This window comes from Brevibacillus fluminis (assembly GCF_052072235.1).
Lineage (GTDB): Bacteria > Bacillota > Bacilli > Brevibacillales > Brevibacillaceae > Brevibacillus_D > Brevibacillus_D fluminis_A.
In genome coordinates this window covers 5,554,861-5,572,074 of the sequence record NZ_CM125436.1, presented here as the reverse complement: position 1 = coordinate 5,572,074, position 17,214 = coordinate 5,554,861, and the positions used below count along the sequence as shown (strand labels likewise).

At 48.6% G+C, this 17,214-nt stretch carries 18 protein-coding genes and 1 pseudogene; 18 read left to right on the top strand and 1 reads right to left on the bottom strand.

Annotation, left to right across the window (positions count from 1 at the left end; translation table 11 throughout):
- Positions 1-441: 441 nt before the first annotated feature.
- The 15 genes and pseudogenes from ACTID9_RS27215 to ACTID9_RS27145 all read left to right on the top strand — a co-directional run bounded on the left by ACTID9_RS27215 (position 442) and on the right by ACTID9_RS27145 (position 11,712).
- Positions 442-1,329: a GNAT family N-acetyltransferase gene (locus ACTID9_RS27215; RefSeq protein ID WP_441068555.1), complete on the top strand. Its 888-nt coding sequence runs from the start codon at positions 442-444 to the stop codon at positions 1,327-1,329.
- A 536-nt stretch (positions 1,330-1,865) separates the two neighbouring features.
- Entirely contained in the window at positions 1,866-2,138 is a 273-nt protein-coding gene (locus ACTID9_RS27210) for a hypothetical protein (RefSeq protein ID WP_441068553.1), read from the top strand.
- Positions 2,139-2,524: 386 nt separating this feature from the next.
- A complete protein-coding gene (locus tag ACTID9_RS27205; RefSeq protein WP_441068551.1) occupies positions 2,525-3,574 on the top strand; it encodes a hypothetical protein in 1,050 nt (349 codons plus the stop codon).
- A gap of 178 nt (positions 3,575-3,752) precedes the next feature.
- The gene (locus ACTID9_RS27200) at positions 3,753-3,881 is read left to right on the top strand and encodes a hypothetical protein (protein ID WP_441068549.1); all 129 of its coding nucleotides are present in this window, start codon (positions 3,753-3,755) and stop codon (positions 3,879-3,881) included.
- Between the two features lie 14 nt (positions 3,882-3,895).
- Complete coding sequence (locus tag ACTID9_RS27195; RefSeq protein WP_441068547.1) at positions 3,896-4,723, top strand: Rpn family recombination-promoting nuclease/putative transposase; 828 nt, start codon at positions 3,896-3,898, stop codon at positions 4,721-4,723.
- 385 nt (positions 4,724-5,108) lie between these two features.
- On the top strand, positions 5,109-5,537 hold the full coding sequence (locus ACTID9_RS27190; protein ID WP_441068545.1) for a hypothetical protein: 429 nt from the start codon (positions 5,109-5,111) through the stop codon (positions 5,535-5,537).
- Positions 5,538-5,644: 107 nt separating this feature from the next.
- Positions 5,645-6,325: pseudogene (gene istB / locus ACTID9_RS27185) on the top strand (IS21-like element helper ATPase IstB); the annotation flags it as partial.
- A gap of 113 nt (positions 6,326-6,438) precedes the next feature.
- A complete protein-coding gene (locus ACTID9_RS27180) occupies positions 6,439-6,627 on the top strand; it encodes a PD-(D/E)XK nuclease family transposase (RefSeq protein ID WP_441068543.1) in 189 nt (62 codons plus the stop codon).
- Positions 6,608-7,162 (top strand): Rpn family recombination-promoting nuclease/putative transposase, encoded by a 555-nt coding sequence (locus ACTID9_RS27175; RefSeq protein ID WP_441068541.1) that lies wholly within the window; start codon positions 6,608-6,610, stop codon positions 7,160-7,162. The genes ACTID9_RS27180 and ACTID9_RS27175 overlap by 20 nt, the downstream gene beginning before the upstream one ends.
- Positions 7,163-7,431: 269 nt before the next feature.
- Complete coding sequence (locus ACTID9_RS27170; RefSeq protein WP_441068539.1) at positions 7,432-7,767, top strand: Rpn family recombination-promoting nuclease/putative transposase; 336 nt, start codon at positions 7,432-7,434, stop codon at positions 7,765-7,767.
- A 253-nt stretch (positions 7,768-8,020) separates the two neighbouring features.
- Entirely contained in the window at positions 8,021-8,896 is an 876-nt protein-coding gene (locus ACTID9_RS27165; protein ID WP_441068537.1) for an Rpn family recombination-promoting nuclease/putative transposase, read from the top strand.
- Positions 8,897-9,154: 258 nt separating this feature from the next.
- A complete protein-coding gene (locus ACTID9_RS27160; RefSeq protein ID WP_441068535.1) occupies positions 9,155-10,018 on the top strand; it encodes an Rpn family recombination-promoting nuclease/putative transposase in 864 nt (287 codons plus the stop codon).
- An 18-nt stretch (positions 10,019-10,036) separates the two neighbouring features.
- Positions 10,037-10,429 (top strand): Rpn family recombination-promoting nuclease/putative transposase, encoded by a 393-nt coding sequence (locus ACTID9_RS27155; RefSeq protein ID WP_441072744.1) that lies wholly within the window; start codon positions 10,037-10,039, stop codon positions 10,427-10,429.
- 17 nt (positions 10,430-10,446) lie between these two features.
- The gene (locus ACTID9_RS27150; protein WP_441072743.1) at positions 10,447-10,779 is read left to right on the top strand and encodes an Rpn family recombination-promoting nuclease/putative transposase; all 333 of its coding nucleotides are present in this window, start codon (positions 10,447-10,449) and stop codon (positions 10,777-10,779) included.
- A gap of 294 nt (positions 10,780-11,073) precedes the next feature.
- On the top strand, positions 11,074-11,712 hold the full coding sequence (locus ACTID9_RS27145) for a hypothetical protein (protein WP_441068533.1): 639 nt from the start codon (positions 11,074-11,076) through the stop codon (positions 11,710-11,712).
- Between the two features lie 64 nt (positions 11,713-11,776).
- On the opposite strand, the gene ACTID9_RS27140 is transcribed toward ACTID9_RS27145, so the two are convergent.
- Entirely contained in the window at positions 11,777-12,226 is a 450-nt protein-coding gene (locus ACTID9_RS27140; RefSeq protein WP_441068531.1) for a helix-turn-helix domain-containing protein, read from the bottom strand.
- 195 nt (positions 12,227-12,421) lie between these two features.
- On the opposite strand from ACTID9_RS27140, the gene ACTID9_RS27135 reads away from it, so the two are divergent.
- The 3 genes from ACTID9_RS27135 (at position 12,422) to ACTID9_RS27125 (ending at position 17,182) form a co-directional block, all read left to right on the top strand.
- Positions 12,422-12,628 (top strand): XRE family transcriptional regulator, encoded by a 207-nt coding sequence (locus ACTID9_RS27135; protein WP_441068529.1) that lies wholly within the window; start codon positions 12,422-12,424, stop codon positions 12,626-12,628.
- 11 nt (positions 12,629-12,639) lie between these two features.
- Entirely contained in the window at positions 12,640-13,110 is a 471-nt protein-coding gene (locus tag ACTID9_RS27130) for a hypothetical protein (protein WP_441068527.1), read from the top strand.
- 169 nt (positions 13,111-13,279) lie between these two features.
- A complete protein-coding gene (locus ACTID9_RS27125; protein WP_441068525.1) occupies positions 13,280-17,182 on the top strand; it encodes an Ig-like domain-containing protein in 3,903 nt (1,300 codons plus the stop codon).
- Positions 17,183-17,214: the final 32 nt, after the last annotated feature.

Below are 17,214 nucleotides of genomic sequence, written 5' to 3'. Positions count from 1 at the left end.
GAATGTCTCGTTGGCTACCGTTTTTGTGTGAACAATTGAATGCTGACCGTTCAGAATTTGTTTAGTATGGGTTGGTATCATGAAGTTGGGGAAATAAGGAGTTAGTGAACTGATTTTAAAGGTTACAGAGGATTACTACAATTGATGGCACGCCGTGTGCGATGAAAGTCGCCCGCACGGTGTAGGCTTGGCGAAAATCTTTGATAAACGAAGAGTAGCCAAGAAAAGCAAACAGGGAATGACCGAACATGTGCCTGTGGATAGCGATGTTGATTCAATGAATGTCATGTATAATCCCGACACTGACTCATTCGAGTTCATGTAAACAATTTCAGTTTAACTAAGTATGCGGTGTTGAACATTTTTATGTTTTAGGGGATTCTGTTTAAGAATCCCTTTCTTTCTTTCTTTAAAGATCACTCAGGGAACAGGGTGTTTGCATTGTATGAATTACTAACGATTACGGAGCTTACCGTAAAGAAATTCATCACTCTTGCTTCTGGAAAAGCGAAAGTGTACATTCAAAAACCGGATGCTCACTGGATTGGTTTTGGTATCGAATTTCATGATGAACCTGTGGGTCTGGTAGTTGCTGCCGTTGGCTCCTCTGGCAGGGGGCCAACCATTTTATGTTTACATGTTGTAGAGGAACATCGGAATCGGGGGCTTGAGCAGCGGCTCCTCGATCAGATAGAACATGCTTTGTTGTCACGTGGGCATAATCAAATAAAAATGGAATACTTGAAAGTGCTTGTTTCCCCTTCCGGATCAGCGGGAAATGAATTTGATAGTGAGTCTGTTTTTTTGCAAAATGGCTGGTCTCCCTTTACATCAAAAGTAGAAATGTATACACTTTCTGGAGAACATTTGGAAGATTGTAACTGGATTCCTTCCATCCGCTTGCCGTCCGGTTTTTCGGTTTCTCCCTGGGAAGAGCTTTCTGTTGAGGAACGTCAGGTTATCCAGAATGGAAAAGAGAATTGGTATCCTGCTGATCTGTGCCCCTTTTTTGAAGAGGATAAGAACGATCCACATTTTAGTTTGCTTCTTCGGTACAAGGAAAATATTATTGGATGGTTAATTGCACAGCGAGTTGCGCGAAACATGATTTATTACAAAGTTTTATTTGTTCGTCAGCAATATCGGCAATTGGGAAGAGGAATCAGCCTTCTGGGGATAGGCTTAAAAAGGGCTTCAGAGGGAGGATTCGCGTACGCTATGTTTTCGATTGATCGAGAAAATATCGCGATGTCCGACTTTGTTAGAAAACGCTTAGCCCATCTTGTTATTGGGAAAAAAGTGTTACGTGTTTCCGAGAAAGTTTACTAGTATGAGGATGGAAATGGTATATCATTTGATGGGTCTGCCTTGTCGGGGTAGGCTTTTTTGTCGTAGATATAGAAGTTTGAAAATTGGTTTCTTGTAAACGTCAGGTGCCGAATTGCTAAAAATGCTGAAACTATAAGCATTCTCCATTTGTGATATACTGGGGTTGGGGAAATAGGAAATGTTTCTACAATTGATGGCACGCCGTGTGCGATGAAAGTCGCCCGCACGGTGTAGACCTGCCAAAATCTCGATGCTCTGTCGGAGGAAATTGCAGATTAGGCAGGAATAGCAGTTCAGCACCAACCAAAGCATCGATTGCGATTACAGACAATGCTGCTGGCGATGATACCCTGGACATCGCAAACGTCCCTGCCAATGCTGTTATAAATGTTTACGATGCACCAACAAACGGAAACATCATTGCTACCGCTACCCAAGGAAGTGCCGTAGGGCCTGTCTCGATCACGGTCACAAATGGTTTTGGCAGTGTAACGGATGTCTACCTTACCAGTAAGGAGCCGAACAAAGGCGAGAGTGTGAGAGTCCGGTTGCCTGTCATGGATTTGGCCCCGACCTCTACGTTAGATCGGATGTCCATCTCGTGGAGTAATTCTGCCGGGTACCAGGACGTCCATGTCTATTTGGATGATGTTGATCAGGGGAGGATCGGAAGCAACGCTACTTCTTATGAGTTTACCGGATTAACGTTGGGCACGATGTACGAGGTTCGTTTGGAACTGAAGAACCCGACTCAAGATGCGCCGACGATCACGGTTACGCGAAATATTCCTACGCAAAGCGAGTTATAGTTGGAACGAACTCCATAGTTGGAAAGCTCTGCTTCAGCCTGCGACCATGTATTGCGGGTTTTTTTTGAGAAAGGTTCCACAAAAAAACGATTGTTCAGTATTTGTTTAGTGCCTCGGTAGTATGATCGTATTGGGGAAATAAGATACATCATGAACGGAGGACAAGAATTCTACCATTGACGGAACGCCGTATGCGCTGAAAGGCGCCCGTACGGTGTAGGCTCGACTCGAAAGCCGAAATTCAAGCGGTATAAGGCGAGAATAGCAATTTAGGACCTTTGACGGTTGTGGATGCTTACTTGTTTGATGTGCGGAATCAAGCTCTCTCCAATGGAGACGGAGCCTCTGCACATGCAGGACAGGATGGGAACATTGATGAGGTAGTCTTGAAATTCAACCATGCTGTGAAAGATTCGACTGTCAGAGCGGCGATCGCAAGTGGAAAAATCAAGATTGGCGATACCGCAGCTGATATTGTGGATGCGGTGACAAGTGCAGGCCAAAGCGGGTCGAGCTTTACCGTCGCGAATGAAATTGATCCGCGAGTAGCGAACGACGAATATGTTACGATTGCAGTGAAAGCAGGGGTTGAAGGAACAAGCGCGGTTGCGGGTGACATTACGGTATCGGGAGTCGATGCGAACTCGATTACGGACATCGTGGGTACGCCGTTGGGAGCTGTAGCGACTGCTGACCTGGCAGAGACGGATAAAGCGGCACCCGTTGTGGTATATGGGTATACTGGAAGCGCAACAACCATGTTTGTTCGATTCAGTGAACCAATCGGCGTCGCACCTGGTTACAACTGGCCAAACCTGGCAGGAGGTATTAACGGGACCGGTTTGACGGTGAATAGCGCGGCAGCGGTGTCGGACTATCCTGCGTATATTCGTCTGGGGATTGCAGCAGTAGCAGATAACTACACGACCAACGATATGGAGATCGCTGGCGGTTTGGTGGCAGATGCCGCCGGGAATACGAATGGCCAGCAATCGAATATTCCCGTGAAAGATCGTTTTGTTAGTGGGGCAACCAATCCTTACGTGAACGTTGCGGGTCAACTTGAGGACGTTGAATTTGGATTTGATCAGGTAAACAATGATACCGCCCTCGGCATCGCGGCATACTATATTGGATTCCTTCCTGCTAACCAAAATTATAGAGGAGTATACAATGCTCTCGATAATGTCAGCGGGGATACGTATGAGCAGAGACTGGAAACATTAATTAGTGATGGCAAGGTGAAGAAAGTCGAGATGACCCCAAGTGACGATGGGGTAGCGACTGCGATTGGTACATCTCTTACAAAAACGGTAGATGGAAACGCTCTGGAAACTGACGTGCAATACGTTCCATTTGTACTGACATTGGACACCGAGGATAATGCTTATTGCTTCAGTGGTGCAAAAACTGTGATTGTATCGTCGGGTAACTAATAAAAGCTAGATTTGCAAAAAGAGCCTGTTTTGTTGGAAACAGGCTCTTTTCCATGTGCTACATCCCCTCCACCTTCCCCAATCCCTGCCCACCCCCATCATAAAAACTGTTAATTACCAAAGAAAATAGTTGTTGTTCCCGAGAGCCGAGAGCGAAACGAAACTGGAGGAATTGGCGATGAGCGAACCGACGATTCGCAAGGCGGTTAATGTGCTGGAGTTTTTGAGCCAGGAAAGGAGGTTCTCGTGGAAAGTGTCTGAACAGCATTCCGGTGGTATAATGGAAGTACAGACCACGAACGGGTAAGGGAGAGTGATGGCGTGGCCAAGCGGATGAATCCAATTGTCGATTTCGTGTTCAAACGGATTTTTGGCACCGAGGAAAACAAAGATCTGTTGTTGTCTTTCCTCAACGCGACGTTAAAGCCAGAGGAAGGAAATCAGCTAAAGGAGATCATGCTGGTTGACCCGCACATCAACGCAGATCAGGTGGGAGACAAAGCATCCATCCTCGATGTAAGGGCGAAAACGAAAACCGGCGAACAGATCAACATCGAAGTACAGCTGCACAACAAGTACGACATAGAGAAACGCTCCCTGTACTACTGGGCGAAGATGTTCGAAGGGCAACTATCAGAAGGTGAACCATACCGGAACCTCAAAAAGACGATCACGATCAGCATTATGGATTTCTCCTATCTGCCATCCAAGAGCTATCACAGTGTTTTTCGTCTGAGGGAAGATACAGAGAACTTTGTCTTGACTGACAATCTGGAAATTCATTTTCTTGAGCTGCCGAAGCTTGGATTCGAGCATCAGGAAACCAGTGATCTGCTGGTGAAGTGGCTGTTGTTCCTGAAAGCTGAAAGCGAAGCAAAACTGGAGGAATTGGCGATGAGCGAACCGACGATTCGTAAGGCGGTCAATGTGCTTGAGTTTTTGAATCAGGATGCCGAGGCTCGCAGGCTGTACGAAATGCGGGAGAAAGCGTTGAAAGATGAGGCTAACATGATCCAAGGAGCAAAGGAAGAGAAAGCAATGGAAATCGCTAGAGAGATGCTTGCTGAAGGCGACAGTGCAGCACGAGTTGCCAAACTAACCAAACTTCCCTTAGAAGAAATCGAGAAACTGAAAAAGCAGCTTCACTAACTAAAGCTCAACTAGAATCACAAACGGCCCTGTCTCCAATCAATGGATGCAGGGCATTTTTGCTTTCAAAAATAGTCAAAGGAGTGGGTGTACATGCTTTTCCCGACCCTACCCACCAAAACAATAGGAGACAGCTTTTTCTGGGACACATTGGACAGGAGAAATGGCTGGAAACTTCAAAAGAACATCATCACCGAGCACTACCGCATCCTTGACCCTGAGAATGTCCGTCAGGCATGGAGTAACGATGAGGTCGAGATGTGTCATGCCTTTCGGAAGTTCATGTCTGGAAGTAGTGAGTAACACCGCCCTGCGTACATCAAATGGCTGCGGGGCATCTTTGCGTTTCAGGGGGAAAAGGAAAATATATACGGGGAGGCATCCAATGAATCTAACTAACAAGCTGCTCTTGAACATGATGAAATTAGGGACTACGATGAAGGCAGGCGAAGATTCGTATCAGGATCTGTGGATCTTGGCTTTTTCTGTTCAATCGTTTGCTGATATTGAAAAAAGTTCTCCAATGCTTTCTTACAAGGAAGACGACGAGAGTAGGCGGTCTTACGGGGAAGTAGGTTTGCCAACACACATTGTAAGAATGGTTTTGAAAAGGAAGCAGTCAGGTCTGGTCAATGGCATTGATATCTACGTAAACCTCCCGCAAGAGACAGGAACCGTTGATTTGGTCTGGGAGGATGTGTGGGAAGATGAGGGGCCGGGAGAGATTCAAGCAGCTCTCGGATGGGTCAGTCAGTTGGCTGAGCCTTTTTACGTTCAATTGGATAATCCATTCCGATCAGCCAAGATACCCTGAACAAGAAAACGACTGAAAGTAGCGTAAAGTGTACCGAAAAAATCATTAGGAGGTCAGGTTTTTTGGAACCCCTCTGACAGAAGAAACGGCTGGAAACTGCTGCATAACACGTTGAAGTTCGCATGAAGCTGTCCCACCTGTCTTATCGGCGCACGCTAAACGAGTTTGACTTCTCCTTTTAACCGGGAATTGATGAGCGACTGATACGTGAATTGAAGGCGCTGACGTTCGTTGGGAGGCAAGAAAATGTGCTGTTTCTCGGTCCTCCTGGCGTGGGCAAAACGCATTTAGCGGTTGCCATTGCCATGGAGGCCATTGGACAAGGATTACCTGTCTATTTTGTCTCACTCGCACAGCTCGTGGGCGATTTGCGGAAAGCTTACGAAGAGAATCGCCTGGATAAGCGATTGAGGGTATATCTCCGTCCACGCATCCTCATCGTGGATGAGGTGGGCTACCTCCCCCTCGATCCACTTGCCGCGAACCTGTTTTTTCAGTTGGTTTGTGTACGCTACGAGAAAGGAAGCATGCTTCTGACTAGCAATAAGAGCTTCAGTGAGTGGGGCGAACTCATGGGTGATCCCGTTCTTGCAACAGCTATTCTGGATCGCTTATTACATCACTCCCACGTCGTGAACATCCGAGGGAACAGCTACCGACTCAAAGAAAAACTAAAAACCGGAATCTATTCGACGCCAAGCGCACAGGTGGGTCAAAAAAATCCCGGCGCTGACATTAATAACGGAATATACGTTTTTATTCAAATTTCAATACTATATTATCGATAGGAATATGTCAGAAAGGAGGTTCTCAAGGAAAGTGTCTGAACAGCATTCCGGTGGTATAATAATAAGTAAATAATGTTGTACGGGGAAAATGGGGTGATGGTGTGACCAGGTACATGGACTTGAAAGTAGACTTTGCTTTCAAACAGTTGTTCGGCACGGAAGGCAACGAGCCGATTCTTCGAGCACTCCTCAACGCGGTTCTCAAGCTGCCGAAGGATGAGCAAATTGCCTCACTGACCATCTTGAACTCAGAGCATGCGGAGGCCCGAACTGAAAAAGACGGTGACGATCAACATCCTTGATTTTGATTTAATCAAGGAGACAGATAACTATCATTCCACGTTTCGGCTGTTCGAGAACGAGGAGAAGTTTCTCCTGACTGACGTGATGGAAGTCCATTTTGTAGAGATGCGCAAACTGGTGAGGCTATGGGAGCAACGAGCCGTCAATCTCCAGAAGAATGAAAAGGAAAGATGGCTGCTGATGCTGGAGGCAGATGATCGGGGAGACATTCGTAGGGAATTGGAGGCGATTGCGATGAAAGATCCGGTAATGAAGAAAGCGTTTGATCAGTGGGAAGATCTGAGCCGAGATGACAAGAAATGGGTGGAGTACGAGACTCGGAAGAAAGCGATTCAGGATGAGCTGTCGGTTGCGAAAGAGGCTGAATTGCGACAGATGAAGGCTCGGGAGGAAGGATTGGCAGAAGGAAAAGCAGAAGGAAAAGCAGAAACAGCTCGAAACCTTCTGACACTAGGTGTGGATGTTGACACCATCGCCAAAGCAACTGGCTTGTCTTTAGGAGAAATCGAAAAACTAAAACAAAAACTTCACTAGCTCGACCCGTCATGTTCCGTAAGTACCGCCAGAGCGTGACGCAATCGCCACCATTGACACTACACGAAAGTAAATCGCTGAAAGTAAGCCCTACGTCCATTCAAAGGATATAGGGCCATTTTGTGTTCTCAAAATAACCAAAAGGAGTTGTTGTACATGCTTTTCCCCAACGAAACAGGTCCTTTTCCATTTTCTACATCCCTTCCACCTTCCTGAATCCCCGCCCATCCCCTATAATAAAAACTGCTAATTACCAAATAAAATGGCTGTTGTTCCTGAAAGCTGAAAGCGAGACGAAACTGGAGGAACTAGCGATGAGCGAGCCGACGATTCGTAAGGCGGTTAACGTGCTGGAGTTTTTGAGCCAGGATGCGGAAGCTCGCAGACTGTATGAAATGCGGGAGAAGGCGCTCAAGGATGAATTGAACATGATTGAAGGAGCTAAGGCGGAAGGTAGGGCAGAAGGTCGAACAGAAGGCGAGCGGCAAAAAGCTCTGGAAATTGCCAGAGAGATGCTTGCAGAAGGTGACAGTCCTGAACGTGTTGCCAAGCTGACCAAGCTGCCACAAGAAGAAATAAATAAACTGAACCAGCAACTTCACTAAACTGAGGTTCAGTTTGAAATCAGTCCTGTGTCCAACGAATGGATGCAGGGCTTTTTGCCGCCACACAATTCCTTGGATGGAACCCTTCGACTTCCCGTAAAAGTCGGATATGCTGCTGTTGTGGCACTCCCAACATTACTCTCATTATTTACTGGAATAAGCCTGAAAGAAGGTTCTCGTGGAAAGTGTCTGAACAACATTCCTTTGGTATAATGGAAGTACAGACAATGAACGGGTAAGGGAGAGTGATGGCGTGGCCAAGCGGATGAATCCAATTGTCGATTTCGTGTTCAAACGGATTTTTGGTACCGAGGAAAACAAAGATCTGTTGTTGTCTTTCCTCAACGCGACGTTAAAGCCAGAGGAAGGAAATCAGCTAAAGGAGATCATGCTGGTTGACCCGCACATCAATGCAGATCAGGTGGGAGACAAAGCATCCATCCTCGATGTAAGGGCGAAAACGAAAACAGGCGAACAGATCAATATCGAAGTACAGCTGCACAACAAGTACGACATAGAGAAACGCTCCCTGTACTACTGGGCGAAGATGTTCGAGGGGCAACTTTCAGAAGGTGAACCGTACCGGAACCTCAAAAAGACGATCACGATCAGCATTATGGATTTCTGCTACCTGCCATCCAAGAGCTATCACAGTGTTTTTCGTCTGAGGGAAGATACAGAGAACTTTGTCTTGACTGACAATCTGGAAATTCATTTTCTTGAGCTGCCGAAGCTTGAATTCGAGCATCAGGAAACCAGTGACCTGCAGGTAAAATGGCTGTTGTTCCTGAAAGCCGATAGCGAAACGAAACTGGAGGAACTAGCGATGAGTGAACCGACGATACGTAAAGCTGTCAATGTGCTGGAGTTTTTGAGCCAGGATGCCGAAGCCCGTAGACTGTATGAAATGCGGGAGAAGGCGCTCAAGGATGAATTGAACATGATTGAAGGAGCTAAGGCGGAAGGTAGGGCAGAGGGTCGGGCAGAAGGTCGAACAGAAGGCGAGCGGCAAAAAGCTCTGGAAATCGCCAGAGAGATGCTTGCAGAGGGTGACAGTCCTGAACGTGTTGCCAAGCTGACCAAGCTGCCACAGGAAGAAATAAATAAACTGAAACAGCAACTTCACTAAACTGAGGTTCAGTTTGAATCACAATAAGTCCTGTGTCCAACGAATGGATGCAGGGCTTTTTGCCGCCACACAATTTCTTGGATGGAACCCTTCGACTTCCCGTAAAAGTCGGATATGCTGCTGTTGTGGCACTCCCAACATTACTCTCATTATTTACTGGAGTAAGCCTGAAAGAAGGTTCGCGTGGAAAGTGTCTGAACAACATTCCTTTGGTATAATGGAAATACAGACAACGAACGGGTAAGGGAGAGTGATGGCGTGAACAAGCGGATGAATCCAATTGTCGATTTCGTGTTCAAACGGATTTTTGGTACCGAGGAAAACAAGGATCTGTTGTTGTCTTTCCTCAACGCGACGTTAAAGCCAGAGGAAGGAAATCAGCTAAAGGAGATCATGCTGGTTGACCCGCACATCAATGCAGATCAGGTGGGAGACAAAGCATCCATCCTCGATGTAAGGGCGAAAACGAAAACAGGCGAACAGATCAATATCGAAGTACAGCTGCACAACAAGTACGACATAGAGAAACGCTCGCTGTACTACTGGGCGAAGATGTTCGAAGGGCAACTTTCAGAAGGTGAACCGTACCGGAACCTCAAAAAGACGATCACGATCAGCATTATGGATTTCTCCTACCTGTCATCCAAGAGCTATCACAGTGTTTTTCGTCTGAGGGAAGATACAGAGAACTTTGTCTTGACTGACAATCTGGAAATTCATTTTCTTGAGCTGCCGAAGCTTGGATTCGAGCATCAGGAAACCAGTGACCTACAGGTAAAATGGTTGTTGTTCCTGAAAGCCGATAGCGAAACGAAACTGGAGGAACTAGCGATGAGTGAACCGACGATACGTAAAGCTGTCAATGTGCTGGAGTTTTTGAGCCAGGATGCCGAAGCCCGCAGGCTGTATGAAATGCGAGAGAAGGCGCTCAAGGATGAACTGAACATGATTGAAGGAGCTAAGGCGGAAGGTCGGGCAGAGGGGCGAACAGAAGGCGAGCGGCAAAAAGCTCTGGAAATCGCCAGAGAGATGCTTGCAGAAGGTGACAGTCCTGAGCGTGTTGCCAAGCTGACCAAGCTGCCACAAGAAGAAATAAATAAACTGAAACAGCAACTTCACTAAACTGAGGTTTAGTTTGGAATCACAACCAGTGACCTGCAGGTAAAATGGTTGTTGTTCCTGAAAGCCGAAAGCGAGACGAAACTGGAGGAATTGGCGATGAGCGAACCGACGATACGTAAAGCTGTCAATGTGCTGGAGTTTTTGAGCCAGGATGCCGAAGCCCGCAGACTGTATGAGATGCGGGAGAAGGCGCTCAAGGATGAACTCAACATGATTGAAGGAGCTAAGGCGGAAGGTCGGGCAGAGGGGCGAGCAGAAGGCCGGGCGGAAGGTCGAACAGAAGGCGAGCGGCAAAAGGCTCTGGAAATCGCCAGAGAGATGCTTGCGGAAGGTGACAGCCCTGAACGTGTTGCCAAGCTGACCAAGCTGCCACAAGAAGAAATCAATAAACTGAAACAGCAACTTCACTAAACTGAGGTTCAATTTGAATCGCAACCAGTGACCTGCAGGTAAAATGGTTGTTGTTCCTGAAAGCCGATAGCGAAACGAAACTGGAGGAATTGGCGATGAGCGAACCGACGATTCGTAAGGCGGTTAACGTGCTGGAGTTTTTGAGCCAGGATGCCGAGGCTCGCAGGTTGTACGAAATGCGGGAAAAGGCGTTGAAGGATGAAGTAAGCATGATTGAGGGGGCAAAGGAAGAAGGTAAAGCAGAAGTGGCTAGAAAAATGATTGCTAAAGAAATGGATATTTCCTTGATCGTTGAATTGACGGGACTTTCTGTAGAAGAAATCGAAAAACTGAAACAGCAACCGCACTAACATTACCTCCATGTTACACATACAGCATCAGTACCGAAAAAGAGACGCATCTGTCACAAATGACGCTACACGAGGGGCAAAGCGGTGTTGATGAGGTGCAAAAGATTGCAATAATAGGTAGCCCTGCGTCCACCGAACGGAAGCAGGTTTTTTTTGTACGATGGATTGTAGTACGAAGTGCGACACCTTTAACCAGATCCGGTTTATCAATCCGGTGCGCTCTCCACCTTCCCAAATCCCCGCCCATCCCCTATAATAAAAACTGCTAATTACCAAATATTTGGAGTTGATAGAATGTCCTTGCTTCACAAACCTGCCAAAACGGCTTTATTCATCTTCACCATGCTGGCTGTCATGCTGGTTGGCATCTTGCCTGCCTTTGCAGCCAACGCTGTGCTTCTCGACAAAACAACCATCACCGCGGAGCTTCAGTCAACCTCCAAAGCCGATACGTATAAACTGAAAGTGTCTGGGGTAGCGAAAACCGCTGACATCAGCAAAATCTATGTAAAAGTCAGCGACAAATCGTACAAGGCCACGTTCAAAAGCAGCAGCAAATCGTTTTCTCTCAGCAAGGACATCACGCTCAAGGGCACGAAGCCGACATCGATCTCCATCGAAGCGACTGCCAAAAACGGCGATACGGAAACGTTGTCTGTCTCCCTTGCCGCAAACGCAGACCTGATCGACCGCTCGTCGCTCAAGGTAACCAAAGCCAAATTCATGACGCGCTACGCTTACACGGTCTCGGGCAAACTGGCTGCGGATAACGTGACATCGGTAGAAGTGACCATCGGGGATCGCGTGAAAGAAGTGATCCCGGAGAACAAAGCCTTTTACATCGAGGTTATTGCCAAAAACGCGACTAGCGTAACCATTAAGGCAGTCGATAAAACCGGCAAAACCGATACGTATACTTACACGATCAAATGAGCGAAAAACTCCCGCTGCTTTTCTTGGATAAGCAACGGGAGTTTTTACTTTGAACGGATAGTGACTAAGCTTTCTCTTTTTTCTTGCCCTGCCCCCGAGCCGGTTTGCTCTGCGACTCCAGCACATGCAGCTTGAGCAGCTCATCCGCAATATCGTGTAACAGCTCGACTTTTTCAGGCGGAAGTGCGCTCGCTTTGCTGGCAAGCGAAGCGGCCAGAGCGGCAGATTCAGCGGAATGTACCACAGGATGGGCAGTAGATTCCCGTTCGCGGACCAAAAAAGAAGCGGGATCGGTCCCGGCCGCCAACGTCAAATCTTCTTGCCCTTTCAGAATCCAGTCAGTAGAAACGCCGAAAAATGTCGACAGCGCGATCAGTGAATTCCCTCCCGGCACGCTGCCTTTTTCCCATTTGTTCACACTGCCGCGCGAGGCGCCGATCTGATCTTCCAGCTCATTCATGGAAATATCCCGCTCCTGCCGCAATGCACGTATTCGATCTCCGATGGAACTCATGAACCTACACCTCACAAAAACAGACTGAAAAACAAAGGAATATGAATAATGTTCATAGAAAATAATCAGTAATAACAATTGACGAAACTGAAAATAATCAGTAATATGAAAAATATGGGAAGTAGCTTCCCAATGAAATTATATCAGTTTCTCTAAAGGCTTGGCTACGCAAGACATGTGAGCGGAGGTGAATTTATGGTGAGAAAGCGGCCCATTTCTGAGTTGGGTTGGGCCATTAAAAAGAGGCTGGCAGAATTGCAGATGGACCAGCGCGAGTTTTGCCGGCGCTATCATATTCCGGAAAATCGACTCGGCGACATCATGACAAACGCGCGGAAGGCAACGAAACATCGTAACCGGATCGTGGAAATCTTGGACCTTGAACGGAACAGAGACAGTTAGGAGGACAGGCTATGCGTGCCTTTGACCCGGATTCATGGGATGATTGCTTGTGGTGGTTTGAAGATTCGCCTGAAACGATAGAAGTGATGGGGAAACAAAAGAGAGACATTCTGGAGTGGGCGCAGCAAAAAGGAAAAACTGTGCGCGAAAGCATCGAATGGTTCCTGCAGCTTGAAAAAGCGCGCAAATGGAACCGGGAGAAAGGGGAAAAGGATTTCCTCGCGACACGAAGAGCTGCGATTCTGGACATTCAGGAGCGGGAGAACAAGGTGAAAGCGTGGTTGGCTGAAAAAGGCAAGCGGTTGGAAAACGATCCGGTCTATGCCGATTACTTCAATTATCAGAAGGAGCAGATTGTACTCGAACTGCTCAAGGCGAAAATTTCGATACCCGCTATCATTCGCTGCACGGAAATCGCGCCGGAGGAAATTTTGCAGATACGAACGAAAAGTGAAGAAGAGAAACTTGCGCTTGGAACATAAAGCGGACGATAGGCCTCTCCCTGGTTGCAGCTCGGCAAAGGGACGGGGCGTTTATTTTTTTCGTACGGAAGTATGTGATGGCTTATCCGAAATATGGTAAATTGGTAGTGTGATTCAATTAGTAATTTTAGGAATTATGCAATCGAATGAGAGAAGGGAGAGGAGCTTTTTGTATTTACGCACGATGAGATACTTGCTGATCGTCGCTCTTGTCGTTGGCATGGCGCTGCCGACAGCAGGTTTTGCCCAGTCCGTCGAGACGACGCTGGAGCAGCCAGCCGCGAATGCAGAGCAGCCAACCGAACAACCGGCCGCACATACAGAGGAGCCGCAGCAGGCTTTGGCTCCAATCATACGCGTGACAGACGCGAATCAGAAAGAGTACAAGACCGGTGATACGGCAGATACCGATGTCGAAGTCACGATTTCCCATACCGCTTCTTTTCAGTATACGGTGCAAGCCGATACTGCGGATGAGTCCTCTGAGGGTAGCTCCGATGAGCCTGTCACCGTAAAACTGGCGGGAAAAGCGGATGGCTTGCCACACGCCTATGTGATTACCGCAACGGACAAAGCAAATGGCGAGTTGAAAAGCACCTTTGAATTGACGATCACCAAACCTGCTGCTGACGAACCTGCTGTTGTGCAGCCTAAGCCGCGAAAGCCACGGGTGAAATCGCAGCCGCAGGTGCAGACACAAGTGAATAATGCGCAGGTGACGTTTTCCGCGATCTCGGGGACAGGCACGATTGCCGATGGCGGGAAGGCAACCGATGACGTGCAGATCACGATTACGCCCGCAACAGCAGGTTTGGGCTATAAGTATTCGGTAGCCGCACCGGATGCCCAGCCTGACGATCCGGCTGAATTGACGGGAAGTACGGATCAGGATGTCGTGAATGATGGTAGCAAGTTTACCCTCAAAGGAAAAGCCGATGGCACAGCAGTCAAATACGTGATCACGGTAAAAGGCGCCACGCCGGAAGTCTCATCCACGTTTACCGTGACGATCGAACAACGCCAAATGACCATCACCAGTCCGCAAGCAGGAACGACGGTCCAACCAGGCGACAGCATCGTGCTCAATTTCGACAAGCCGTTGAAATATTGGGAAAACAAGCCGGATGTAATAACAGGCACGGATGTAACCACCAACTTTACCCCAATTGCTTCGATTAAAAAGCAAGGGGATCAAACAGGCATTACCTACACGGCCACTTGGGACGGAAATGCCAAAATCACACTGAAGCCGAACGCAGCGCTTACTTACGGTGCCAAGTATGACGTCACCGTGCAAGAGAAAAAGATCAGAGATGCCAACTATCGTTTCAATAAAGCATTCACAGGCACGTTTACGGTCGATACGCAGCCTGGCGCAACGTTTTATCCCACCCACAACGCGACAGGCGTCTCGCCTTTAATTCAGCCGACCGTCACCTTCACCAAGCCGGTGTTTCTGGCAGGCAGCAAACAGCCGATTACAAGCGCCAACGCGGCGAGCCTGATCGATTTTAATGGCGGCGCGTTTACCGCCAGCTACAGCGGCCAGGTGATCACCGTCACCCCGACCAATCCGCTGATCAATCGCCAAAGCTATACGCTCAAATTGAAAGCAGGCGTGGTTGTGGATGCGAATAACAATCCGAATGCGGAAGCGTCCGCTGTTTTTATGGTCGAAGATAATGCGCCGCCATACGCTACGATCACACCTGCACATGGTGCGACGTACGTGTCCAACACGGCAGCCTTGCGGGTGAAATTCAGCAAGAAAATGTATTTGGCAGGCAACGGGTTTGTCGAGCTGAATTCTGCCAACGTGGGCAGCGTCAACATTTTCAGCCTGCTCGACGAATCCAACTATCCGGTGGCGACGACCAGAACCTATGATGTCGTCAATAACGAGCTGTACATTACGCCGGTGGCTCCGCTTGCCTACAGCAAGACTTACCGTCTGCAAGTAAATGCTGGCGTGCTGCGCGATGCTGCGGGCAACTACAACACAGCGGCGTACTCGCAGTTTACGACGACGCCTGACTTTTTCCCGCCGTATCTGGTGTTCACCCCGTCTACAGGCACCTCGGGCGTCCAGCTGAATGCCAGCGTGGTCATCAAGTTCACGGAGCCTGTGACATTGCAGACGTCCGCTTTGACCGATTATGTCACGATCAAGGACATCAACGCCAACAGCTTGATCGCGTTCCGTCCTGCTTGGGACGCTTTTACGCAAACGTTGACGCTGACACCATCCGCCTATTTGCAGCCGAACAAAGGCTACATCGTGACCGTGCTGCCGAATCTGGTGCGCGATGTCAGCGGGCTGGGCAATCAGCTCTCTACAAGTATTTTTTACACGCAGTATGACTTGACTCCGCCGACCTTCACCTCCGTTCCGCTCAATGGCGCATCGAATGTGGCTGTCAACGACACGTTTTATGTGACGGTGAGCGAACCTGTGAAACGCTCGAATGGGGAAGAGCTTACGAACAGCAATGCGGGAAAAGTCGTGTATCTCTACGATTCCCTGAACAAAGCCGTGGCGACGAAGGTGACGTGGGATGCTGCCGCCAACAAGTTCGCGATTACGCCGACCTATCCGCTGCGCTCCGGCGCGAGCTACCGCTTGGCGATTGCGGCTGGCGAGCTGCGCGACCTGGGCGGCAACCCGAACAATTTGTTCTATAGCGACTTCCGCACGGTCGTGCAGTGGGGAGCGCCGATCATCTCGGCAAGCATTGCGAATGGACAGACCAACGTGCCGCTCGATGGCCAACTGCTGATCTTCTTTGACAAGCCTGTCTCCTATGCGGACGGGACTGCGCTTTCCAACAGCAACATTGCCAAGCTTCTGACATTCCGTGATGAACGAAACGTAAACGTGCCGTTCACCGCAAGCTGGGACGCAGACAATCTGAGGGTGACGGTCACGAGCAAGTCGAAACTGCAGACCAGCCAAAAATATACCGTGGCGATTGATGCAGGCAAAGTCATGGATGGATTAGGCAATCGGAACAATGCGTTTGGTATCCTCTTCACCACGGTTTCCGCCGCCGATCTGCCGACGGTCATTTCCGCGCCGGTCAACGGGGATTACGACATACCGGTTGATACGGACATCAATCTGCAGTTCAACAAGCCGGTGCGCTTGGCGGATGGCAGTCCGATTACTGCCTCTGCCATCGAGTCTTTGATTTCGTTGAAAACGAGCCGACGCGATTCGGTAGCATTCCAGGCCGAGTGGAGCCCATCCGAGCTGGTGATGACGCTCGTTCCCAAAAAGCGTTTGTCCAAAAACGAATCGTACACGCTTTATTTGCCGGCAAACGCATTTACCGACATGAGCAACAATCCGGTTCCGGCCTATATCGCAAGCTTTTCGACACAATACGACGCCAATTTGCCAAAAATCGCGTCTGTGCCGATGAACGATGATACGAATGTGCCGGTGGATAAAAAAATCGAGGTTGTCTTCTCGGAAGACGTGACGCTGAAAAGTGGCGCAAAGCCAACCGCAACAACCCTGAAGCGGCTTGTCGCCGTCTATGACGAGAATTTCAGGACCGTCGCAGCCTCGTACTCGTGGAACAGCACGACGAGAACCTTGACGATCAAGCCGACGCAGCTGCTCCGAATCAATACCGCCTATACGATTTCGGTCGGCCCTGATTCGGTCTTCAACAAGTCGAAAAAAGGAAACGGCGGATACATCGCTACCTTTAAAACGACCGCGACGGCAGATCCAATCAAAATCACCACCACGCCGAAGAACCTGGCAACAAACGTGTCCATTCGCGACGACCTCAAAGTGACGTTCAGCGATGCGGTGACGCTGGCGAACGGCTCCACGATTACCAGCAGCAATCTCACAGGGCTTGTACAGCTGCTTACCGTAGACGGCAAGTCGGTTCCGGCCAAGCTCACATGGGACAGCTCCAAACGGACGATTACTGTCGATCCCAAGCTTTATCTGGAACAGAAGAGCTACTATACGCTGTATATTCCCGCTGGCAGCTTCAGCAACCAGGCAGGAGCGGTCAATGATGAACTGAAAGTCACCTTTATGACAGGTAAGTAATGTATGGGGCCTTGCTTTTCGGAGTAAGGCCT

What these genes read in the sequence shown, in the direction of transcription:
- ACTID9_RS27200 (WP_441068549.1), top strand. Translation starts at nt 3,753, where the DNA reads ATGAGCGAACCGACGATTCGCAAGGCGGTTAATGTGCTGGAGTTTTTG.
- ACTID9_RS27190 (WP_441068545.1), top strand. Translation starts at nt 5,109, where the DNA reads ATGAATCTAACTAACAAGCTGCTCTTGAACATGATGAAATTAGGGACT.
- ACTID9_RS27180 (WP_441068543.1), top strand. Translation starts at nt 6,439, where the DNA reads ATGGACTTGAAAGTAGACTTTGCTTTCAAACAGTTGTTCGGCACGGAA.
- ACTID9_RS27145 (WP_441068533.1), top strand. Translation starts at nt 11,074, where the DNA reads ATGTCCTTGCTTCACAAACCTGCCAAAACGGCTTTATTCATCTTCACC.
- ACTID9_RS27140 (WP_441068531.1), bottom strand. Translation starts at nt 12,226, where the DNA reads ATGAGTTCCATCGGAGATCGAATACGTGCATTGCGGCAGGAGCGGGAT.
- ACTID9_RS27135 (WP_441068529.1), top strand. Translation starts at nt 12,422, where the DNA reads ATGGTGAGAAAGCGGCCCATTTCTGAGTTGGGTTGGGCCATTAAAAAG.
- ACTID9_RS27130 (WP_441068527.1), top strand. Translation starts at nt 12,640, where the DNA reads ATGCGTGCCTTTGACCCGGATTCATGGGATGATTGCTTGTGGTGGTTT.